This window comes from Pseudomonas sp. SWRI50 (assembly GCF_014269095.1).
In the GTDB taxonomy this organism is placed as follows: Bacteria; Pseudomonadota; Gammaproteobacteria; order Pseudomonadales; family Pseudomonadaceae; genus Aquipseudomonas; species Aquipseudomonas kermanshahensis.
The window spans coordinates 310,673-330,404 of record NZ_JABWRW010000001.1 but is presented as its reverse complement, the minus strand read 5'-3'; the positions used below and the strand labels follow the sequence as shown (position 1 = coordinate 330,404).

Sequence of the window (19,732 nt, the reverse complement as noted above, 5' to 3'; positions counted from 1 at the left end):
CATGTCCAATACCCTGTTCAGCCTGGCCTTCGGTGTCGGCTCCCAGAACCGCCAGGGCACCTGGCTTGAAGTCTTCTACGCACAACCGCTGGTCAACCCAAGCGCCGAGCTGATCGCTGCCGTTACCCCGATCCTCGGCTACGAAGGCGGCAACCAGGCCATTGCGTTCAGCAATGCGCAAGCGGCGCAGCTGGCTGAAGCCGTGAAAGGCATCGATGCCGCCCAGGCTGCCCTGCTGACCCGCCTGGCTGAAAGCCACAAGCCGCTGGTCGCCACCCTGCTGGCAGAAGACGCCGCGCTGACCTCGACCCCAGAGGCCTACCTCAAGCTGCACCTGCTGTCGCACCGCCTGGTCAAGCCGCACGGCGTGAGCCTGGCCGGCATCTTCCCGCTGCTGCCAAACGTCGCCTGGACCAACCAAGGCGCCGTCGACCTGGGCGAGCTGGCCGAACTGCAACTGGAAGCACGCCTGAAGGGCGAGCTGCTGGAAGTGTTCTCGGTGGACAAGTTCCCGAAAATGACCGATTACGTGGTCCCGGCCGGCGTGCGTATCGCCGACACCGCCCGTGTGCGCCTGGGCGCCTACATCGGCGAAGGCACCACCATCATGCACGAAGGCTTCGTCAACTTTAACGCGGGCACCGAAGGCCCAGGCATGATCGAAGGCCGCGTTTCGGCGGGCGTCTTCGTCGGCAAGGGTTCGGACCTGGGCGGCGGCTGCTCGACCATGGGCACCCTGTCCGGTGGCGGCAACATCGTCATCAAGGTCGGCGAAGGCTGCCTGATCGGCGCCAACGCCGGTATCGGCATCCCGCTGGGCGACCGCAACACCGTCGAAGCTGGCCTGTACATTACCGCTGGCACCAAGGTGAACCTGCTCGACGAGAACAACGAGCTGGTCAAAGTGGTCAAGGCCCGCGACCTGGCCGGCCAGACCGACCTGCTGTTCCGTCGCAACTCGCTGAATGGCGCGGTGGAATGCAAGACTCACAAGTCGGCCATCGAGCTGAACGAGGCGCTGCACGCCCACAACTGAGAACCTTCCTCGGTTTGAAGTGATAAGATCGGGTCTGGCGTAATGCCAGACCCGTTTTTCATTCCAGGCCCCGCGACCATGTTCCAGCCCTCCCCCTGGCGTGCCGATTTCCCCGCCATCGCCGCCCTGCAACGGCAGCACCAGACTTACCTGGACAGCGCCGCCACCAGCCAGAAACCGCAAGCCCTGATCGATGCCCTGAGCCATTACTACGGCCATGGCGCGGCGAACGTGCACCGTGCCCAACACCTGCCCGGCGCGCTGGCGACCCAGGCGTTCGAAACCAGCCGCGACAAGGTTGCCGCCTGGCTCAATGCCGCCGATTCGCGGCAGATCGTTTTCACCCATGGCGCCACCTCGGCCCTCAACCTGCTGGCCTATGGCCTGGAGCACCGCTTCGAAGCCGGTGACGAAATCGCCGTCAGTGCCCTGGAACACCATGCCAACCTGCTGCCCTGGCAACAGCTGGCCCGGCGGCGCAACCTTCGCCTGGTTATCTTGCCGCTCGACATTCACGGCGGCATCGACCTCGATCAGGCCCTGCAACTGATCGGGCCACGCACCCGGGTACTGGCGGTCAGCCAGCTGTCCAACGTGCTGGGCACCTGGCAACCGCTGTCGGCCTTGCTGGCCCATGCCCGGGCCCAAGGCGCATTGACCGTGGTCGACGGCGCCCAGGGCGTGGTGCATGGCCGCCATGATGTGCAGCAGTTGGCGTGCGACTTCTATGTCTTTTCCAGCCACAAGCTGTATGGCCCGGAAGGGGTTGGCGTGCTGTACGGTCGCAGCCAGGCGCTGGCGCTGCTGCGCCACTGGCAATTTGGCGGTGAGATGGTGCAACTGGCCGAGTACCAGAGCGCCAGCTTCCGCCCCGCCCCGCTGGGCTTCGAAGCCGGTACCCCACCCATCGCGGGTGTCATCGGCCTAGGCGCCACGCTCGATTACCTGGCCAGCCTCGATGCTCAGGCGGTCGAACGGCATGAGGCCAGCTTGCACCAGCACTTGCTGCGCGGCCTGGCCGACCGCGATGGCATTCGCGTGCTCGGCTCGCCACAGACGGCCTTGGCCAGCTTCGTGATCGAAGGGGTGCACAACGCCGACATAGCCCATCTGCTGACCGAGCAAGGCATCGCCGTGCGTGCCGGCCATCATTGCGCCATGCCGCTGCTCAAAGGGCTGGGGCTTGAGGGGGCGATTCGGGTGTCGCTGGGGCTGTATAACGACAGCGATGACCTGCAGCGCTTTTTCGACGCGCTGGATCAAGGGCTGGAGATGTTGCGATGAGTTTGCCGACAGCTGCCCGCGAGGCGCTGGAACAGTTCGAGCAGGCCCGCGGCTGGGAGCAACGTGCGCGGCTGCTGATGCAGTGGGGTGATCGTCTTGAGCCGCTGAGTGATGCCGACAAATGCGAGCACAACCGTGTGCATGGCTGTGAAAGCCTGGTGTGGCTGGTGGCTGAACAGCAAGATGGCCAGTGGCGATTCAAGGCCAGCAGCGATGCACGGTTGTTGCGCGGGTTGCTGGCCTTGCTGCTGGTGCGGGTGCAAGGCCTGGCCAGCAGCGAGCTGGCTGAGCTGGATTTGCCGGGCTGGTTCAGCCAGTTAGGCCTGGAACGGCAACTGTCCCCCTCGCGCAGCAATGGCCTGCATGCGGTGTTGCTGCGGATGGCAGAAATCACCTCCAGCCACTGAACAGTGGGACTTATTCGCGGGCTTGCCCGCGAATAGGAACAGGTTACTCGGGTTTGACCCGCTCCGAAGGCCGCCTGGCACCCGCCACCAGTTTTTCCACGGCCTTGCTGGCCGCGACCATGCCAAAGGTCGCGGTCACCATCATCACTGCGCCAAAACCACCCGAGCAGTCCAGGCGCACGCCTTCACCGACGAAACTCTTCTGCAGGCAAACACTGCCATCACCCTTGGGGTAGCGCAGCTGTTCGCTGGAAAACACACACGGCACGGCGTAGTTACGGCTGACATTGCGCGAGAAGTTGTAGTCGCGACGCAAGGTGGACCGTACCCGTGAAGCCAGTGGGTCGTTGAAGGTCTTGTTGAGGTCACCGACCTGGATTTGCGTGGGGTCGATCTGCCCCCCCGCGCCACCGGTGGTCACAACGCCGATCTTGCGCCGCTTGCACCAGGCAATCAGCGCGGCTTTGGCCATGACGCTATCGATGCAGTCGATGACGAAGTCGAGGCCTTCGGTGATGTACTCGGCCATGGTCTCGCGGGTGACGAAGTCAGCTACCGCGTGCACCGTGCACGCTGGGTTGATCGCCCGCAGGCGCTCGGCCATGACCTCGACCTTGGGCCGCCCCACTTGCCCTTCGAGGGCATGGGCCTGACGGTTGGTATTGCTGACACAGACATCGTCGAGGTCGAACAGGGTAATCTCGCCCACGCCACTGCGCGCCAACGCCTCGGCCGCCCACGAGCCGACCCCGCCGATACCGACGATCGCCACATGGGCCTGTTTCAACCGTTGCAGGCCATCATCGCCATACAACCGGGCGACGCCGGCAAAGCGTGGATCTTCTGTGCTCATCTTGCTACCCCGAAGCGCATACCGCTAAAAACGGCGCGCATTATATGCCAATGGCGCCGTTGGCCTCCATGGTTAGGAAAGTGCCGGCCAATCCTGCTTTAATATTCACTCAATTCGACAGACTTGGACGACAATGTCATCACGCAAATTCGGCCTCAACCTGGTCGTGGTCCTGGCCATCGCGGCGCTGTTCACCGGGTTCTGGGCGCTGATCAACCGCCCCGTCTCCGCGCCTGCCTGGCCGGAGCAGATCTCTGGTTTCTCGTACTCGCCCTTCCGCCTCGGCGAGAGCCCGCAAAAGGGCCAGTACCCCAGCGACGACGAGATGCGCCAAGACCTGGAGCAGATGAGCAAGCTGACCGACAGCATCCGCATCTATACCGTAGAGGGCACCCAGGCAGATATCCCGCGCCTGGCCGAGGAATTCGGCCTGCGGGTGACCTTGGGTATCTGGATAAGCCCGGACCTTGAGCGCAACGAGCGCGAAATCGCCACCGCCATCGAACTGGCCAACACCTCGCGCAGCGTGGTGCGGGTGGTGGTCGGCAACGAGGCGCTGTTCCGCGAAGAAGTCACGCCCGAGGCACTGATCCAGTACCTGGACCGGGTACGCGCCGCGGTCAAGGTGCCGGTCACCACCAGTGAGCAGTGGCACATCTGGAAAGAACACCCGGAGCTGGCCAAGCACGTCGACCTGATCGCCGCGCACATCCTGCCTTACTGGGAATTCGTGCCGATGCAGGACTCGGTGGAGTTCGTACTCGACCGCGCCCGCGACCTCAAGCAGCAGTTCCCGCGCAAGCCGCTGCTGCTTTCGGAAGTCGGCTGGCCGAGCAATGGCCGCATGCGCGGCGGTGCCGATGCTACCCAGGCTGACCAGGCCATCTACCTGCGCACCCTGGTGAACACGCTCAACCGCCGCGGTTACAACTACTTTGTGATCGAGGCCTACGACCAGCCCTGGAAAGCCAGTGACGAAGGTTCGGTGGGGGCTTACTGGGGCGTGTTCAACGCCGAGCGCCATCAGAAGTTCAACTTCGATGGCCCGGTAGTCGCCATCCCGCAGTGGCGTGCCCTGGCGGTCGCCTCGGTGGTGCTGGCGATGATTGCCCTGATGGTGCTGTTCATCGACGGCTCTGCCCTGCGCCAGCGCGGCCGCACCTTCCTGACCTTCATCACCTTCCTGTGTGGGTCGGTGCTGGTATGGATTGCCTACGACTACAGCCAGCAATACAGCACCTGGTTCAGCCTCACCGTGGGCGTGCTGTTAGCGCTGGGTGCACTGGGCGTGTTCATCGTGTTGCTGACAGAAGCCCACGAACTGGCCGAGGCGGTATGGATACACAAGCGCCGTCGCGAATTCCTGCCGGTGCAGGCCGACAGCGCCTACCGGCCCAAGGTGTCGGTGCACGTCCCCTGCTACAACGAGCCTCCCGAAATGGTCAAACAGACCCTCGATGCCCTGGCCGCGCTGGACTACCCCGACTACGAAGTGCTGGTGATCGACAACAACACCAAGGACCCGGCCGTGTGGGAACCCCTGAAGGCCCACTGCGAGAAGCTTGGCGAGCGCTTCAAGTTCTTCCATGTCGCGCCCCTGGCCGGTTTCAAGGGCGGCGCGCTCAATTACCTGCTCCCGCACACCGCTAAAGATGCCGAAGTGATCGCAGTGATCGACTCCGACTACTGCGTCGACCGCAACTGGCTCAAGCACATGGTGCCGCATTTCGCCGACCCGAAAATCGCCGTGGTGCAGTCGCCCCAGGACTACCGCGACCAGCACGAAAGTGCCTTCAAGAAGCTGTGCTACAGCGAGTACAAGGGCTTCTTCCACATCGGCATGGTCACCCGCAACGACCGTGACGCGATCATCCAGCACGGCACCATGACCATGACCCGCCGTTCAGTCCTGGAAGAGCTGGGCTGGGCCGAATGGTGCATCTGCGAGGACGCCGAGCTGGGCCTGCGGGTGTTCGAAAAAGGCCTGTCGGCCGCCTACGCCCACAACAGCTACGGCAAGGGCCTGATGCCCGACACCTTCATCGACTTCAAGAAGCAGCGCTTCCGCTGGGCCTACGGCGCCATCCAGATCATCAAGCACCATGCCGGCGCCCTGCTGCGCGGCAAGGGCAGCGAGCTGACCCGCGGCCAGCGCTATCACTTCCTGGCCGGCTGGCTGCCGTGGATCGCCGACGGCATGAACATCTTCTTCACCGTCGGCGCACTGCTGTGGTCGGCGGCGATGATCATCGTGCCGCACCGGGTCGACCCGCCGCTGATGATCTTCGCCATCCCCCCGCTGGCGCTGTTCTTCTTCAAGGTGGGCAAGATCATCTTCCTGTACCGCCGGGCGGTCGGGGTCAACCTCAAGGACGCCTTCGCCGCCGCGCTGGCGGGGCTGGCGTTGTCGCACACCATCGCCAAGGCGGTGCTGTATGGGTTCTTCACCAGCAGCATGCCGTTCTTCCGCACGCCCAAAAATGCCGACAGCCATGGTGTGCTGGTGGCCCTCTCCGAAGCGCGCGAAGAACTGTTCATCATGCTGCTGTTGTGGGGCGCGGCGCTGGGCATCTATCTGGTGCAAGGGCTGCCCAGTTCGGACATGCGCTTCTGGGTGGCGATGCTGCTGGTGCAGTCGTTGCCGTACCTGGCGGCATTGGTGATGGCGTTGCTGTCGTCGTTGCCAAAACCTGCCGAGAAGAACGTCAAAGCACAAGCCACCTGAAACAGGCCGGGGCCGCCCAGCGGCCCCATTGCCCCGTGCCGACAACCCTCGTTTGATATAAGATAACGCCCCTCGTTTTTCCGCCTTGCCTTGCCCCGGAGTTCCCCATGACGGCCCCTGCCGAGCTCTCGCCTACCCTTCAACTGGCCTGCGACCTGATCCGTCGCCCCTCGGTCACCCCCGTCGATGCCGACTGCCAGGCGCAGATGATGAATCGCCTGGGCGCCGTGGGCTTCCAGCTCGAACCCATGCGCATCGAAGACGTCGACAACTTCTGGGCCAGCCATGGCAACCAGGACGGCCCGGTGCTGTGCTTCGCCGGCCATACCGACGTGGTGCCGACCGGCCCGGTGCAGCAGTGGCAGCACGAGCCGTTCGAAGCGCTGATCGATGCCGATGGCATGCTCTGCGGCCGTGGCGCCGCCGACATGAAAGGCAGCCTGGCGTCGATGGTGGTGGCCAGCGAGCGCTTCGTGCGCGACTACCCCGACCACCGTGGCAAGGTCGCTTTCCTGATCACCAGCGACGAAGAGGGCCCGGCCCACCACGGCACCAAGGCCGTGGTCGAGCGCCTGAAAGCACGCAACGAGCGCCTGGACTGGTGCATCGTCGGGGAGCCTTCAAGCACCACCCTGCTCGGCGACGTGGTCAAGAACGGCCGCCGCGGCTCGCTGGGCGCCAAACTGACTGTGCGTGGCAAGCAAGGCCATGTGGCCTACCCGCACCTGGCGCGCAACCCGATCCACCTCGCCGCCCCCGCCCTGGCAGAACTGGCGGCCGAGCATTGGGACGAAGGCAACGCGTTCTTCCCGCCAACCAGCTTCCAGATCTCCAACCTCAATTCCGGCACTGGCGCCACCAACGTGGTACCCGGTGAGCTGACTGCGCTGTTCAACTTCCGTTTCTCTACCGAGTCGACGGTCGAAGGCCTGCAGCAGCGGGTGGCGGCAATCCTCGACAAGCATCAGCTTGACTGGAGCGTCGACTGGGCGCTGTCCGGCCTGCCTTTCCTTACCGAGCCGGGCGAATTGCTCGATGCGGTGTCGGCCAGCATCAAGGCCGTCACCGACCGGGATACCCAGCCGTCCACCAGCGGCGGTACTTCCGATGGCCGGTTCATCGCCACCATGGGCACCCAGGTGGTCGAGCTCGGCCCGGTCAACGCCACCATTCACCAGGTCGATGAGCGCATCCTGGCCAGCGACCTCGACCTGCTGACCGAGATCTACTACCAGACCTTGGTCCGGTTGCTCGCCTGATGCTGGCCTGCCCCCTCTGCCAGGCAGCCCTGTCGCGGCTCGACAATGGCGTGGTGTGCCCTGCCGGCCACCGCTTCGACCGCGCCCGCCAGGGTTACCTGAACCTGCTGCCGGTGCAGCACAAGAACAGCCGCGACCCGGGTGACAACCAGGCCATGGTCGAAGCCCGTCGCGACTTCCTGAACGCCGGGCACTACGCCCCGGTGGCCGGTCGCCTGGCCGAACTCGCTGCCGAGCGCCAGCCGGGTGCGTGGCTGGACATCGGCTGCGGTGAAGGCTATTACACCGCGCAGCTGGCCCAAGCCCTGCCCGACGCCGACGGCTACGCCCTGGACATTTCTCGCGAAGCGGTCAAGCGCGCCTGCCGACGTGATCCGTCGGTCACCTGGATGGTCGCCAGCATGGCCCGCGTGCCCCTGGCCGACGCCAGCTGCCAGTTCATCGCCAGCGTGTTCAGCCCGCTGGACTGGGCCGAAGCCAAGCGCCTGCTCAGCCCTGGCGGTGGCCTGATGCGGGTCGGCCCGACCAGCGGCCACCTGATGGAGCTGCGTGAAGTGCTCTACGATGAAGTGCGCCCGTACGCCGACGACAAGCACCTGGCCTTGGTGCCGGACGGCATGGCCCATGCGCACAGCGAAACCCTTGAGTTCCGCCTGAGCCTGGCTGCGCCCAAGGCACGTGCCGACCTGCTGGCCATGACCCCGCACGGCTGGCGCGCCAGCGCCGAAAAACGGGCACTGGTGATCGACCAGGCCGAGCCGTTCGAGGTCACGGTTTCCATGCGTTATGACTATTTCGTGCGCCAAGACTGAGCACACCCGGAGCCCTTATGCGCCAACCTGATATCGAGATTTACCTGAAGGACGCCGACGTCGACCACAAGCAAATTGCCGCCTGGCTCGCCGAGGCTGTCGGCCCGTGCAGCGAATGGCAGCAAAAAGGCCAGACCTTCAAATGCAAGGCCGGTAACATTCCAGTCACTTGGTTACCCAAGGCTGTAGGGAAATGGAACAGCCTTTACCTGGAAAGCGACCAGACGCCGTGGGCTGATGACGTCGCCTGTGCACGCGCCGCGCATGCCGCGCTCGGCGTCGAAGTACGCTGCGCACCGGGTGGCTGGGTCGAGGAAGACGGTGAAGAAGATGCCGATCGCTGGATCCGCATCAGCGCCGACGGTGAAGAGGAAATCACCTGGCGCACCAGCTGAATACGCTGGAAACTGATCGCATCAGGCTGCAAGTGACACGGACTTGCAGCTTGAGGCTTACCACATGAGGCTCAGAGCCCTACTACGTCCTCGGCTTGCAGGCCTTTCTGGCCCTGCACGCAGGCGTACTCGACCTGTTGCCCTTCGACCAGGGTACGATGCCCCTCACCGCGGATCGCCCGATAATGGACGAACACATCCGCACCACCTTCGCGCTGAATGAAGCCATAGCCCTTGGCATCGTTGAACCACTTTACATTCCCAGTCTCACGAGACGACATCTGAACTACTCCGGATTTTTATTGTGAAGATCGCCTTGTAGGCCCGCAGTCATCACCGCGTGCCGACGCCGCTTGCCGAAATATCCTGCAAGTGGCAGGCCGAGTATATGACACAGATTAAAAAAAATTGATGACGGTCCGGATTTTTGCCGGTTTTTGCTGAACTTACGCACATACGGCAGACTAATTGGCTGGATACTCACCTGAAAATCACTCCCAGGGCCCACTCCTCATGACCCGTTCCCCCCTGCGCCGCCTGATCTTCGGCGCCCTGCGTCGCCTGTTGTACCTGTGGGTGCGCTCCGAGACCATCAACCAGTCGTCGCTGACGCTCAAGCTCGACCGCAGCCGCCCGGTGTTCTATGCCCTGCCGTCGCCCTCGCTGACCGACCTGGCAGTACTCGACCGCGAGTGCACCAAGGCAGGGCTGCCACGCCCGGTGCTGCCGGTGGCCGTGGGCACCCTGCACGAGCCGGCCGCGTTCTTTTACCTGACGCCCGACCCCGACTGGCTGGGCCGCCAGGACAAAAGCGGCGCCCCGCCCACCCTCGAACGCCTGGTCGCGGCCGTGACCCAGCACGCCGAGGAAGACGCGCAGATCATTCCGGTGAGTGTGTTCTGGGGCCAAAGCCCCGCCAGTGAGTCCAGCCCCTGGAAGTTGCTGTTCGCCGACAGCTGGGCGGTCACCGGGCGCCTGCGCCGGCTGCTGACCGTGCTGATCCTGGGGCGCAAGACGCGTGTGCAGTTCTCTGCACCGATCCACCTGCGTGAACTGGTACAGCACAACAAGGGCCACGAGCGCACCGTGCGCATGGCCCAGCGCCTGATGCGCGTGCACTTCCGTAACCTCAAGACAGCCGTGATCGGCCCGGACATCTCGCACCGACGCAACCTGGTCAAGGGCCTGGTGCATGCGCCCCAGGTACGCCAGGCCATCAGCGACGAAGCCGAGCGCGAGGGCATCCCCCTGGCCAAGGCCGAAGCCCAGGCGCTGCGCTATGGCAACGAGATCGCCTCGGACTACACCTACACCGCGATCCGCTTCCTCGAAGTGGTGCTCAGCTGGTTCTGGAACAAGATCTACGACGGCATCAAGGTCAACCACATCGAGCAGGTGCAAGGCATCGCCCCGGGCCACGAAGTGATCTACGTGCCCTGCCACCGCAGCCACATCGACTACCTGCTGCTGTCGTACCTGTTGTTCCGCAACGGCCTCACCCCGCCGCACGTGGCGGCCGGCATCAACCTCAACATGCCAGTCGTCGGTAGCCTGCTGCGCCGTGGCGGGGCGTTCTTCATGCGCCGCACTTTCAAGGGCAACCCGCTTTATACCGCCGTGTTCAACGAGTACCTGCACACGTTGTTCAGCAAAGGGTTCCCGGTGGAGTACTTCGTCGAAGGCGGCCGCTCGCGCACCGGGCGCATGCTACAACCGCGTACCGGCATGCTGGCGATCACCCTGCGCAGCTTCCTGCGCTCGTCGCGCACGCCCATCGTCTTCGTGCCGGTTTACATCGGCTATGAGCGCGTGCTCGAAGGCCGTACTTACCTGGGCGAACTGCGCGGTGCGAGCAAGAAGAAGGAGTCGATCTTCGACATCTTCAAAGTCTTCAGTGCCCTGAAGCAGCGCTTTGGCCAGGTCTACGTCAACTTCGGCGAGCCGATCCGCCTGGCGGGCTTCCTCGACGAGCAGCAACCCGGCTGGCGTGAACAGGACCACGGCCCACAGTTCCGCCCGGCCTGGCTCAACCAGGCCACTTCACGCCTGGGCGACACCGTGGCGCGCCACCTCAACGAGGCCGCGGCGATCAACCCGGTCAACCTGGTGGCCCTGGCGCTGCTGTCCACCAGCCGCCACGCCCTCGACGAACGTGCCCTGAGCCGCGTACTGGACCTGTATCTGTCGCTGTTGCGCAAAGTGCCGTATTCGCCCCACACCACCTTACCGGAGGGGGATGGCCTGGCCTTGATCGAGCATGTGAAGGGTATGAAGCTGCTGTCCGAGCAGAAGGACGCCTTGGGCCGCATCTTGTACCTGGATGAAGCCGATGCGGTATTGATGACCTATTACCGCAACAACGTCCTGCACATCTTCGCCCTGCCGGCCTTGTTGGCCAGCTTCTTCCTCAGCAGCTCACGCATGAGCCGCGAACTGCTTGGCCAGTATGTCCGGGCGCTGTACCCGTACCTGCAAACCGAGTTGTTCCTGCGCTGGGCGCCGGAACAACTGGAGGAGGTGATAGACCAGTGGCTGGCAGCACTGGTCGAGCAAGGGCTGTTGCGCCAGGAAAACGATGTCTACCTGCGCCCGGCACCGAGCTCTCGGCCGTTCGTACTGCTGACATTGCTGGCCCGCAATATCACCCAGACCTTGCAGCGCTTCTACATGGCCACTTCGCTGTTGCTCAACAGCGGCCAGCACACCTTGAGTGCCGAAGCGTTGGAAGACCTCTGCGTGATGATGGCCCAGCGCCTGTCGATTCTGCATGGCCTCAACGCCCCGGAATTCTTCGACAAGACCCTGTTCCGCCACTTCATCCAGACGTTGATCGAGCAAGGCGTGCTGCAAGCAGACGCGCAAGGCAAGCTGGGCTACCACGACAAGCTCGCCGAGGTGGCCGAAGCAGTAGCCAAGCGCGTGTTGTCGGCGGAGTTACGCTTGTCGATCCGCCAAGTCGCCTTGCACCGCGACGACTCCCTGGAAACTTCGGCCCTCTGAGGCTTCATCTGACGCGCAAATCCGCTAAAGTCCCTGGGGTTGGCCAAAAGCCAGCGCCAAGGACTACGGAGATTCCATGAAAAAGCTCTTTATGCTGTGTTGCGCATCCCTGCTTGCAGCCTGCTCCAACCACACTCCATCGACCCAGGCCAGCCTGGACGGCGAAGTCTTTTACCTGCAGCGCATCGCCCTGCCCCCAACCGCCACCCTCAGCGTGAGCTTGCAGGACGTGTCGCTGATGGACGCACCCGCAGTGACCCTGGCCAGCCAGGCCGGCCCGGTTAAAGGCAATGTGCCGCTGCCGTTCCACCTCACCTATGACCCGGCCCAGGTCAAGCCCGGCCACCGCTATGCGATCAGCGCGCGTATCGAGCTCGACGGCAAGCTGCTGTTCATCAACACCGAACACCACGGCGTGAAACTCGACGGCAGCGACACCCAGCCCGTGCGGATCAAGGTCGATCAGGTTCGCTAACACCCGTACATTTCTGTTCAGAAGGAAAGCTTCATGATTCGCTCTTCCCTGCGTTTCACCACCCTGTGCGCCGGCTTGCTGCTGTCTGCCAGTGCCCTGGCGCTGTCGCTGGGCGACCTGTCCCAGAAGGACGCCACCGGTGGCCTGAAAGACGCGCTGACCCAAGGCGCGCAGATTGCCGTCAAGCAACTGAGCACCCCAGGCGGTTTCAACAACAACCCGGACGTGCGCATCGAACTGCCGGGCAACCTTGGCAAGGCCGCCAAAGCCATGAAGATGTTCGGCAAGGGTGACCAGGTCGACGCCATGGAAACCAGCATGAACAAGGCCGCCGAGGCTGCCGTGCCACAAGCCCAGGCGATCCTGGTCGATGCTGTCAAGAACATGAGCGTGACCGATGCCAAGGGCATCCTCAGCGGTGGCGACGATTCGGCCACCCAGTACCTGAACAAGAGCAGCCGCGAACAGATCCGCGCCAAGTTCCTGCCGATCGTCAAGCAAGCCACCGACAAGGTGGGCCTGGCCCAGCAGTACAACAACTTTGCCGGGCAAGCGGTGGCCTTGGGCGTGGTCGACGCCAAGAGCGCCAGCATCGAGAACTACGTGACCGAAAAGGCGCTGGATGGCCTGTTCGAGATGATCGGCAAGCAAGAACACAGCATTCGCCAGAACCCGGCCGAGGCAGCTACCAGCCTGGCCAAGAAGGTCTTCGGCGTTCTGTGATAGCTAAGGGGCTGCTTTGCAGCCCATTCGCGGGACAAGCCCGCTCCCACAGGGCCTCACTTTGAGATACGCAAGCACTTGTGGGAGCGGGCTTGCCCCGCGAATGGAGGGCATCGCCCTCCCCTGCAGCCTTCAGTCTTTCCGGACCCTGAACCATGCCGCATAGAGCGCCGGCAAGAACAGCAGGGTCAACGCGGTCGCAACAATCAACCCGCCCATGATCGCCACCGCCATCGGCCCATAGAACACACTGCGCGACAACGGGATCATCGCCAATACCGCCGCCAGCGCGGTCAGCACGATCGGGCGGAAGCGCCGTACCGTGGCCTCGATGATCGCCTGCCAACGCGCCATGCCCGCCGCGATGTCCTGTTCGATCTGGTCCACCAGAATCACCGAGTTGCGCATGATCATCCCGGCCAGGGCAATGGTGCCGAGCATGGCGACGAAGCCGAACGGCTGGCGGAACACCAGCAGGAACAGCGTCACCCCAATCAGCCCCAAGGGCGCGGTCAGGAACACCATCACCGTGCGCGAGAAGCTGCGCAGCTGGATCATCAGCAAACTCAACACCACCACGATGAACAGCGGCATGCCGGCATTCACTGATTTCTGCCCCCGCTCCGAGTCCTCCACCGTGCCACCTACCTCGAGCAGGTAGCCATCCGGCAGCTTGGCCTTGATCGCCTGCAGCGTCGGCTCGATCTGCCGCACCAGCGTTGCCGGCTGTTCCTTGTCATAGATGTCGGCGCGCACGGTCACCGTTGGCAATCGGTTACGGTGCCAGATGATGCCCTCCTCGAAGCCATACTCCAGGGTCGCCACCTGCGACAGCGCCACGCTCTGGCCGTTATCGGTGGGCAACGCCAGGCTGCCGAGGTTGGTCAGCTCGCTGCGTTCCTTGTGCGTGCCGCGCAGCAGGATTTCGATCAATTCGTTGTCTTCGCGGTACTGGCTGACCGTGGTCCCGGTCAGCGAGCTCTGCAAGAAGCTGGACAACTGCGCGGTGCTGACGCCGAGGGCGCGCGCGCGGTCCTGGTCGATCTCCAGGAACACCGCTTTGCTCGGCTCTTCCCAGTCCAGGTGCACGTTCACCACATGCGGGTTCTCACGCACCTTGTCGGCCACCTCGCGGGCCAGCGCACGGGCCTTCTCGATGTGCTCGCCGGTCACCCGGAACTGCACCGGATAGCCCACGGGTGGGCCGTTCTCCAGGCGTGTGACGCGGCCGCGCAGCTCGGGGAACTGCTGGTCCATGGTAGTGATCAGCCAGCTGCGCAGGCGCTCACGGTCATCCATCGACTTGGCCAGCACCACGAACTGGGCAAAGCTGGCGGCCGGCAGTTGCTGGTCCAGTGGCAGATAGAAGCGCGGCGAACCGGTGCCCACATAGGCCACGTAATTGTCGATGCCGTCCTGCTGCTTGAGCAGTGCTTCCAGTTGCTTGACCCGCTCGGCGGTGTTGGCCAGCGACGCGCCTTCGGCCAGTTTCAGGTCGACCATCAGCTCCGGGCGCCCGGAGGCCGGGAAGAACTGCTGCGGCACAAAACGGAACAACAGAATGCTGCCGACAAACGCCGCGAGGGTCAGCAGGATGACCGTCTTACGCCGCCGCACGCACCACTCCACCACCCGCCGCACGCGCTGGTAGAACGGCGTGGCATACGGGTCGGGTGCGTGCCCATCACTGCCGTGCCGCGCCGCATGCAGCTTGGCCAGGTCTGGCAGCAGCCGCTCGCCCAGGTACGGCACGAACACCACCGCAGCGACCCAGGAGGTCAACAGCGCAATGGTCACCACCTGGAAGATCGAGCGGGTGTATTCGCCGGTACTGGAGGCCGCCGTGGCGATAGGCAGGAAGCCCGCCGCGGTGATCAGGGTGCCGGTGAGCATCGGGAAGGCCGTGCTGCTCCAGGCATAGCTCGCCGCCTTGAGCCGGTCGTAGCCCTGCTCCATCTTGATCGCCATCATTTCCACGGCAATGATCGCATCATCCACCAGCAGGCCCAGCGCCAGCACCAGGGCGCCGAGCGAGATCTTGTGCAAGCCGATGCCAAAGTAATGCATGGCGGCAAAGGTCATGGCCAGTACCAACGGGATGGCCAACGCCACCACCAGCCCGGTGCGCAGGCCCAGGGAGAAGAAGCTCACCAACAGCACGATGACTAACGCCTCGGCCAGTACTTGGACGAACTCACCGACGCCCGCCTTGACCGCCGCCGGCTGGTCCGAGACCTTGCGCAGCTCCATGCCCGCCGGCAGGTTGCTCGCCAGGCGTTCGAACTCGGCCTCCAGGGCCTTGCCCAGTACCAGGATGTCGCCACCGTCCTTCATCGAGACGGCCAGGCCGATGGCGTCCTCACCCATGAAGCGCATGCGCGGTGCGGGCGGGTCGTTAAAGCCGCGGTGCACCTCGGCAACGTCGCCGATGCGGAAGGTGCGATCGCCCACGCGAATCGGGAACTGGCGGATCTGCTCGACGCTGTCGAAGCGCCCGCTCACCCGCAATTGCAGGCGCTCGCTGGGGGTTTCGAAGAAGCCGGCGGTGCTCACCGCGTTCTGCGCCTGCAGGGCCTGTTGGACAGCCTCCAGCGGCACCCCAAGGGTTGCCAGCTTGAGGTTGGACAGCTCGATCCAGATTTTCTCGTCCTGTAGCCCGACCAGCTCGACCTTGCCGACGTCCTTGACCCGCTGCAGCTGGACCTGGATACGGTCGGCGTAATCCTTGAGCACCGCGTAGTCAAATCCCGCGCCGGTCAGCGCATAGATGTTGCCGAATGTGGTGCCGAACTCGTCATTGAAAAACGGGCCCTGCACTTCCGGTGGCAGGGTGTGCCGGATGTCCGCGACCTTCTTGCGGATCTGGTACCACAGCTCGGGGATGTCCTTGGAGTGCAGCGAATCGCGGGCCATGAAGGTCACCTGCGACTCGCCCGGGCGGGAGAACGAGACGATCCTCTCGTACTCGCCGGTCTCCATCAGTTTCTTTTCGATGCGCTCGGTAACCTGGCGCGACACTTCTTCGGCGGTGGCGCCGGGCCACAGGGTGCGCACGACCATGGCCTTGAAGGTGAACGGCGGGTCCTCGCTCTGGCCCAGCTTGGTGTAGGACATGGCGCCAATGGCAGCCAGCAGGATCATCAGGAACAGTACGATCTGGCGATTGCGCAGCGCCCAGGCGGAAAGGTTGAAACCCATCGGGACTTACTCCTTGGCCGTCAGGTTCACTACACGGTTGGTGCGGTCCACGGGGCGCACCTCCTGCCCCTCGCGCAGCACATGGCCACCCGCGGCGACCACCCAGTCGCCCGGCTTCAAGCCTTCGAGTACCGGGACGCTGTCGGTGCCGTATGGCCCGAGGCGCACCACCGTACGCGCCAGGCGGTGGTCCGGGTTGACCCGCCAGACATAGGCCTGGCCGTTTTCTGCGGTCACCGCAGACAGCGGCACCGCCAGTGGGATGAGGCCCTCATGGGCAATGAACACGCGCGCGCTCTGGCCCAGCTCGGCCGGTGCCTTGGCGGAAGTGAAGGCGATGCGCGCGGCAAAGGTGCGCGAACGTGGGTCGGCTGCCGGCGAAAGCTCACGGATGCGCCCTTCGAAACGCTCACCAGGGTGCGACCACAGTTCCACACTGACCGCCTGCCCCACCGCGAAGCGGGCGAATTGCTGCTCCGGCAGGCCGATGGCCACCTCACGCTCGCCATCTGCAGCCAGGGTGAACACGGTCTGCCCGGCGGCGACCACCTGGCCGACCTCGACCTGGCGCTTGGCGATCACCCCAGCCTGCGGTGCACGCAGCACCGCGTAATCGGCCTGGTTGCCGGCAACGTCGAACTCGGCCTTGGCTTGTTTAAGGCGGGCCATGCCGGCGCGGTAGAGGTTTTCGGCATTGTCGTATTGCGAATGGCTGACCATCTGCCGGTCTAGCAGCTTCTGGTAGCGATCACGCTCGGCGCGCACCAGCGCCAGGTTGGCTTCGGCGGCCGCCAGTTGGGCACGATTGGCCTCCAGTTGCAGGCGCACATCCTGGGGGTCCAGCTCGGCCAGCGGCTGCTCGGCCTTGACCCGCTGCCCTTCTTCGACCAGGCGCTTGCTGACCTTGCCAGCGATGCGGAAGGCCAGTTCCGGCTCGAAGCGCGCACGCACTTCGCCGGGGTAGCTGTCGGCTGCCGCTTCAGCCGGCTGCGGCTGGATCACCAGTGCCGGGCGCGGCGCAGCGGGCGGTGCGGTTTCCTGGCCACACGCCGTCAGCAACAGGGCGACGGCAGCGGGCAAAGCGATGGACAAGGCATGGCGCAACATGATGAATCCTTTCGCGAAGAGCACATCGAATATTTATACTGACGGGTATATTAAATCAGCGAACCGAAGCCGGGAAGCCAGCGCCGGAAAGAAAATCAACATCAACGTTTGGCCATTCCTTGAGGCCGGATGGCGTGCGACCCGTTAAGATGGGCGACTCTTCAACCAGATGCAGACTCCAATGCCCAACGACGCACCCATCGGGCCCGGTCGCCCCAAGGACCTGGCCAAGCGCGAGGCGATCCTCGAAGCGGCCAAGACACTGTTCCTCAGCCTTGGCTATGCCAACACCAGCATGGATGCGGTCGCTGCAGCGGCAGGTGTTTCAAAACTCACCGTGTACAGCCACTTCACCGACAAGCAGACGCTGTTCTGCTCGGCGGTCATGGCAACCTGCCAGATCCAGCTGCCGGACCTGCTGTTCGAATACCCCGAGGGGGCACCGGTAGAAGAGGTGCTGCTGACCATTGCCCGTAACTTCCAGGCGCTGATCAGCAGCGACGAAGCGGTCAAGCTCAGCCGCCTGATCATGGCCCAGGGCAGCTCGGACCCGGGTTTTGGCGAGTACTTCTACGAAGCCGGGCCCAAACGCGTGTTGGCGGGTATGGAAGCGCTGCTGCGCGGAGCGCATGAGCGCGGGTTGCTGCGCATCGACAACCCGTTGCGCGCGGCAGAGCACTTCTTCTGCATGGTCAAGGGCGCACCGGACTACCGGTTGCTGCTGGGGTGCGCCGGGCCACTGGAAGGCGACGAGGCCGAGGCGCATGTGCGTGAGGTGGTGGGGGTGTTCATGCGGGCGTTCCGGCCTTAGCGTGATCCATTCAACCAACCGGCACGAACCCGGTACGGTAGGAGCAGCCTTGTGCTGCGAAGAGGCCGGTGAATTCACCTTGAATCTTCACTGCTTTCACCGGCCTCTTCGCAGCGCGAGGCTGCTCCTACAGGCGTCTTCGTAATCAGGCCTTCAGGGCTTTCTTCGGGTAGATGTCATACCGGCTCGACTTGCCCTCCAGGCAATGGCTCGGCTTCGGCCCGTCGATGATCGGTGCCTTGCGCGGGCGCTTCACCACCACCCGATGGCTGGCCAACGCCAGGGCGGCTTCGAGCAAGGCCGGGGCATCCATGTCATCCCCCACCAACGGCCGGAACACGCGCATTTCCTTCTTCACCAATGCGCTTTTGTCCCGGTGCGGGAACATCGGGTCGAGGTAGATCACCTGCGGCGGCTCGCCCTCCCAGGCGCGCATGCGCTCGATGGCATTGCCGGTCAGCAAGCGCATGCGCCCGACAATCGGCCCCACTTCTTCATCCACACGGGCCCGCGCCAGGCCGTCTTCCAACAACGCGGCAATCAGCGGCTGGCGCTCGATCAGGGTCATCTGGCAACCCAGGCTGGCCAGCACGAAGGCATCCTTGCCCAGCCCTGCGGTCGCGTCGAGCACTTGCGGCCGAACACCTTGAGCAATGCCGACCGCCTTGGCGATCATCTGCCCATTGCCACCGCCAAACTGGCGCCGGTGCGCAGCCTGGCCTTCGACGAAGTCCACCCGCACGGGCCCAGGTGCCTGTGGGCCCAATTGCTGGATTTGCAAGCCTTCAGCGCCCACCTGCACAGCGAAGCCGGCGGCATCGTCCTGCAGCGGCAGGCCCAGGCGCTCGGCCCACGCCGCAGCCTGTTGCGCATACTCAGCCGACATCGCTTCGACCCTGATCCCCGTGCCTTGCTCTTCCATCGTCCACACCTAAAAAATCAAACCCAGCCCTTAATGAATCGGCAACCACGGCCGATACAGGCAATATCCCGCTATTCTGCCAGAGCACAACGCGCGCGACTGCCATGACAGATACTCTTCCCATCGGTTTGACCTACCTGTCGCCTGTCGGCCACTACGGTCAGCAGAATACCCAGACACTCGGGGGCGTCAGCCACCTGTGGCAGGATTTCTTTGCCCGCGCCATGGCCGAGCAACAGGAAGTACCCGCGGACAGTATCAGCGAGTCGTTCGTGCAGTACGATCAGCACAGCGGCGAGCCGATTGGTGGGGCCAGGGCACTGGCGCTGATCGATGCCCAGCGCGCCTGCGCCGTGCACGACACCGAAATCGCGCCACCTGAGCCACTGTTCCTGCCCAAGGCAGAGCTTGAGGCAAACCTGATGGAACCTGCGCCTGAGCCGTTCAGTGCCATCGAGCTGATCGAACAACAGCGCGAGCTGGACCTGAGCAACAGCTGGTTGCGCCCGGTGGTCATGAGCCAGGGCCAGCCGCTTGCCGAGCCGGGCCCAGGCCCCTCCCCACGCCCACTGTTCCTGCCTATCGCCGAGTTCGAGACCCACCTGCTGGACCCGGCACCCGAGCCCTACGACGAAACCACCCTGGCCAAACAGCAGAACGACCTGGAATTCGACATCCATTGGGCGCGCCCGGTGGTGCTGAACAACGTTCGCGCGTACGCCTAA

17 protein-coding genes are annotated in these 19,732 nt (G+C 64.1%); 12 read left to right on the top strand and 5 right to left on the bottom strand.

Going from position 1 to position 19,732, the window contains the following annotated elements; genetic code table 11:
- The first annotated feature begins 1 nt into the window (after position 1).
- From dapD to HU750_RS01545, 3 genes are all read left to right on the top strand, one after another.
- A complete protein-coding gene (gene dapD / locus HU750_RS01555) occupies positions 2 to 1,036 on the top strand; it encodes a 2,3,4,5-tetrahydropyridine-2,6-dicarboxylate N-succinyltransferase (protein ID WP_085272744.1) in 1,035 nt (344 codons plus the stop codon).
- 78 nt (positions 1,037 to 1,114) lie between these two features.
- Complete coding sequence (locus tag HU750_RS01550) at positions 1,115 to 2,320, top strand: cysteine desulfurase (RefSeq protein WP_186675970.1); 1,206 nt, start codon at positions 1,115 to 1,117, stop codon at positions 2,318 to 2,320.
- Complete coding sequence (locus HU750_RS01545; protein WP_186675955.1) at positions 2,317 to 2,727, top strand: SufE family protein; 411 nt, start codon at positions 2,317 to 2,319, stop codon at positions 2,725 to 2,727. The genes HU750_RS01550 and HU750_RS01545 overlap by 4 nt, the downstream gene beginning before the upstream one ends.
- Positions 2,728 to 2,770: 43 nt before the next feature.
- Here HU750_RS01545 and tcdA read toward each other — a convergent pair whose 3' ends face one another.
- A complete protein-coding gene (gene tcdA, locus HU750_RS01540) occupies positions 2,771 to 3,580 on the bottom strand; it encodes a tRNA cyclic N6-threonylcarbamoyladenosine(37) synthase TcdA (protein WP_099428481.1) in 810 nt (269 codons plus the stop codon).
- A 133-nt stretch (positions 3,581 to 3,713) separates the two neighbouring features.
- On the opposite strand from tcdA, the gene HU750_RS01535 reads away from it, so the two are divergent.
- The 4 genes from HU750_RS01535 (at position 3,714) to HU750_RS01520 (ending at position 8,771) form a co-directional block, all read left to right on the top strand.
- Positions 3,714 to 6,305 (top strand): glycosyltransferase, encoded by a 2,592-nt coding sequence (locus HU750_RS01535; protein ID WP_186675952.1) that lies wholly within the window; start codon positions 3,714 to 3,716, stop codon positions 6,303 to 6,305.
- A 107-nt stretch (positions 6,306 to 6,412) separates the two neighbouring features.
- Positions 6,413 to 7,564: a succinyl-diaminopimelate desuccinylase gene (gene dapE / locus HU750_RS01530; protein ID WP_186675949.1), complete on the top strand. Its 1,152-nt coding sequence runs from the start codon at positions 6,413 to 6,415 to the stop codon at positions 7,562 to 7,564.
- Positions 7,564 to 8,376 carry a putative RNA methyltransferase gene (locus HU750_RS01525; protein WP_186675934.1) on the top strand — a complete coding sequence of 271 codons (813 nt, stop codon included), beginning with the start codon at positions 7,564 to 7,566 and terminating at the stop codon, positions 8,374 to 8,376. Before dapE ends, HU750_RS01525 begins: the two co-directional genes overlap by 1 nt.
- A 17-nt stretch (positions 8,377 to 8,393) precedes the next feature.
- Positions 8,394 to 8,771: a hypothetical protein gene (locus HU750_RS01520; protein WP_027595777.1), complete on the top strand. Its 378-nt coding sequence runs from the start codon at positions 8,394 to 8,396 to the stop codon at positions 8,769 to 8,771.
- Between the two features lie 71 nt (positions 8,772 to 8,842).
- Here the strand turns inward: HU750_RS01520 and HU750_RS01515 are convergent, their stop codons facing one another.
- Positions 8,843 to 9,052 carry a cold-shock protein gene (locus HU750_RS01515; protein ID WP_027595776.1) on the bottom strand — a complete coding sequence of 70 codons (210 nt, stop codon included), beginning with the start codon at positions 9,050 to 9,052 and terminating at the stop codon, positions 8,843 to 8,845.
- A 232-nt stretch (positions 9,053 to 9,284) separates the two neighbouring features.
- Between HU750_RS01515 and plsB the strand changes: the two genes are divergently transcribed.
- The 3 genes from plsB to HU750_RS01500 all read left to right on the top strand — a co-directional run bounded on the left by plsB (position 9,285) and on the right by HU750_RS01500 (position 12,969).
- Positions 9,285 to 11,771: a glycerol-3-phosphate 1-O-acyltransferase PlsB gene (gene plsB, locus HU750_RS01510; RefSeq protein WP_099428479.1), complete on the top strand. Its 2,487-nt coding sequence runs from the start codon at positions 9,285 to 9,287 to the stop codon at positions 11,769 to 11,771.
- A gap of 76 nt (positions 11,772 to 11,847) precedes the next feature.
- A complete protein-coding gene (locus HU750_RS01505; RefSeq protein WP_186675931.1) occupies positions 11,848 to 12,246 on the top strand; it encodes a YbaY family lipoprotein in 399 nt (132 codons plus the stop codon).
- 33 nt (positions 12,247 to 12,279) lie between these two features.
- Positions 12,280 to 12,969, top strand: a complete 690-nt coding sequence (locus HU750_RS01500) for a DUF4197 domain-containing protein (protein WP_186675928.1) — start codon at positions 12,280 to 12,282, stop codon at positions 12,967 to 12,969.
- 132 nt (positions 12,970 to 13,101) lie between these two features.
- On the opposite strand, the gene HU750_RS01495 is transcribed toward HU750_RS01500, so the two are convergent.
- Positions 13,102 to 16,167, bottom strand: a complete 3,066-nt coding sequence (locus HU750_RS01495) for an efflux RND transporter permease subunit (protein WP_186675925.1) — start codon at positions 16,165 to 16,167, stop codon at positions 13,102 to 13,104.
- Between the two features lie 6 nt (positions 16,168 to 16,173).
- Positions 16,174 to 17,274 (bottom strand): efflux RND transporter periplasmic adaptor subunit, encoded by a 1,101-nt coding sequence (locus tag HU750_RS01490; protein WP_186675922.1) that lies wholly within the window; start codon positions 17,272 to 17,274, stop codon positions 16,174 to 16,176.
- 169 nt (positions 17,275 to 17,443) lie between these two features.
- On the opposite strand from HU750_RS01490, the gene HU750_RS01485 reads away from it, so the two are divergent.
- Positions 17,444 to 18,085, top strand: coding sequence for a TetR/AcrR family transcriptional regulator (locus HU750_RS01485; protein WP_186675919.1), 642 nt, complete (start codon positions 17,444 to 17,446; stop codon positions 18,083 to 18,085).
- A 145-nt stretch (positions 18,086 to 18,230) separates the two neighbouring features.
- On the opposite strand, the gene HU750_RS01480 is transcribed toward HU750_RS01485, so the two are convergent.
- Positions 18,231 to 19,007 (bottom strand): class I SAM-dependent methyltransferase, encoded by a 777-nt coding sequence (locus HU750_RS01480; protein ID WP_186675917.1) that lies wholly within the window; start codon positions 19,005 to 19,007, stop codon positions 18,231 to 18,233.
- Between the two features lie 104 nt (positions 19,008 to 19,111).
- Between HU750_RS01480 and HU750_RS01475 the strand changes: the two genes are divergently transcribed.
- Positions 19,112 to 19,732, top strand: coding sequence for an energy transducer TonB (locus HU750_RS01475; protein WP_186675914.1), 621 nt, complete (start codon positions 19,112 to 19,114; stop codon positions 19,730 to 19,732).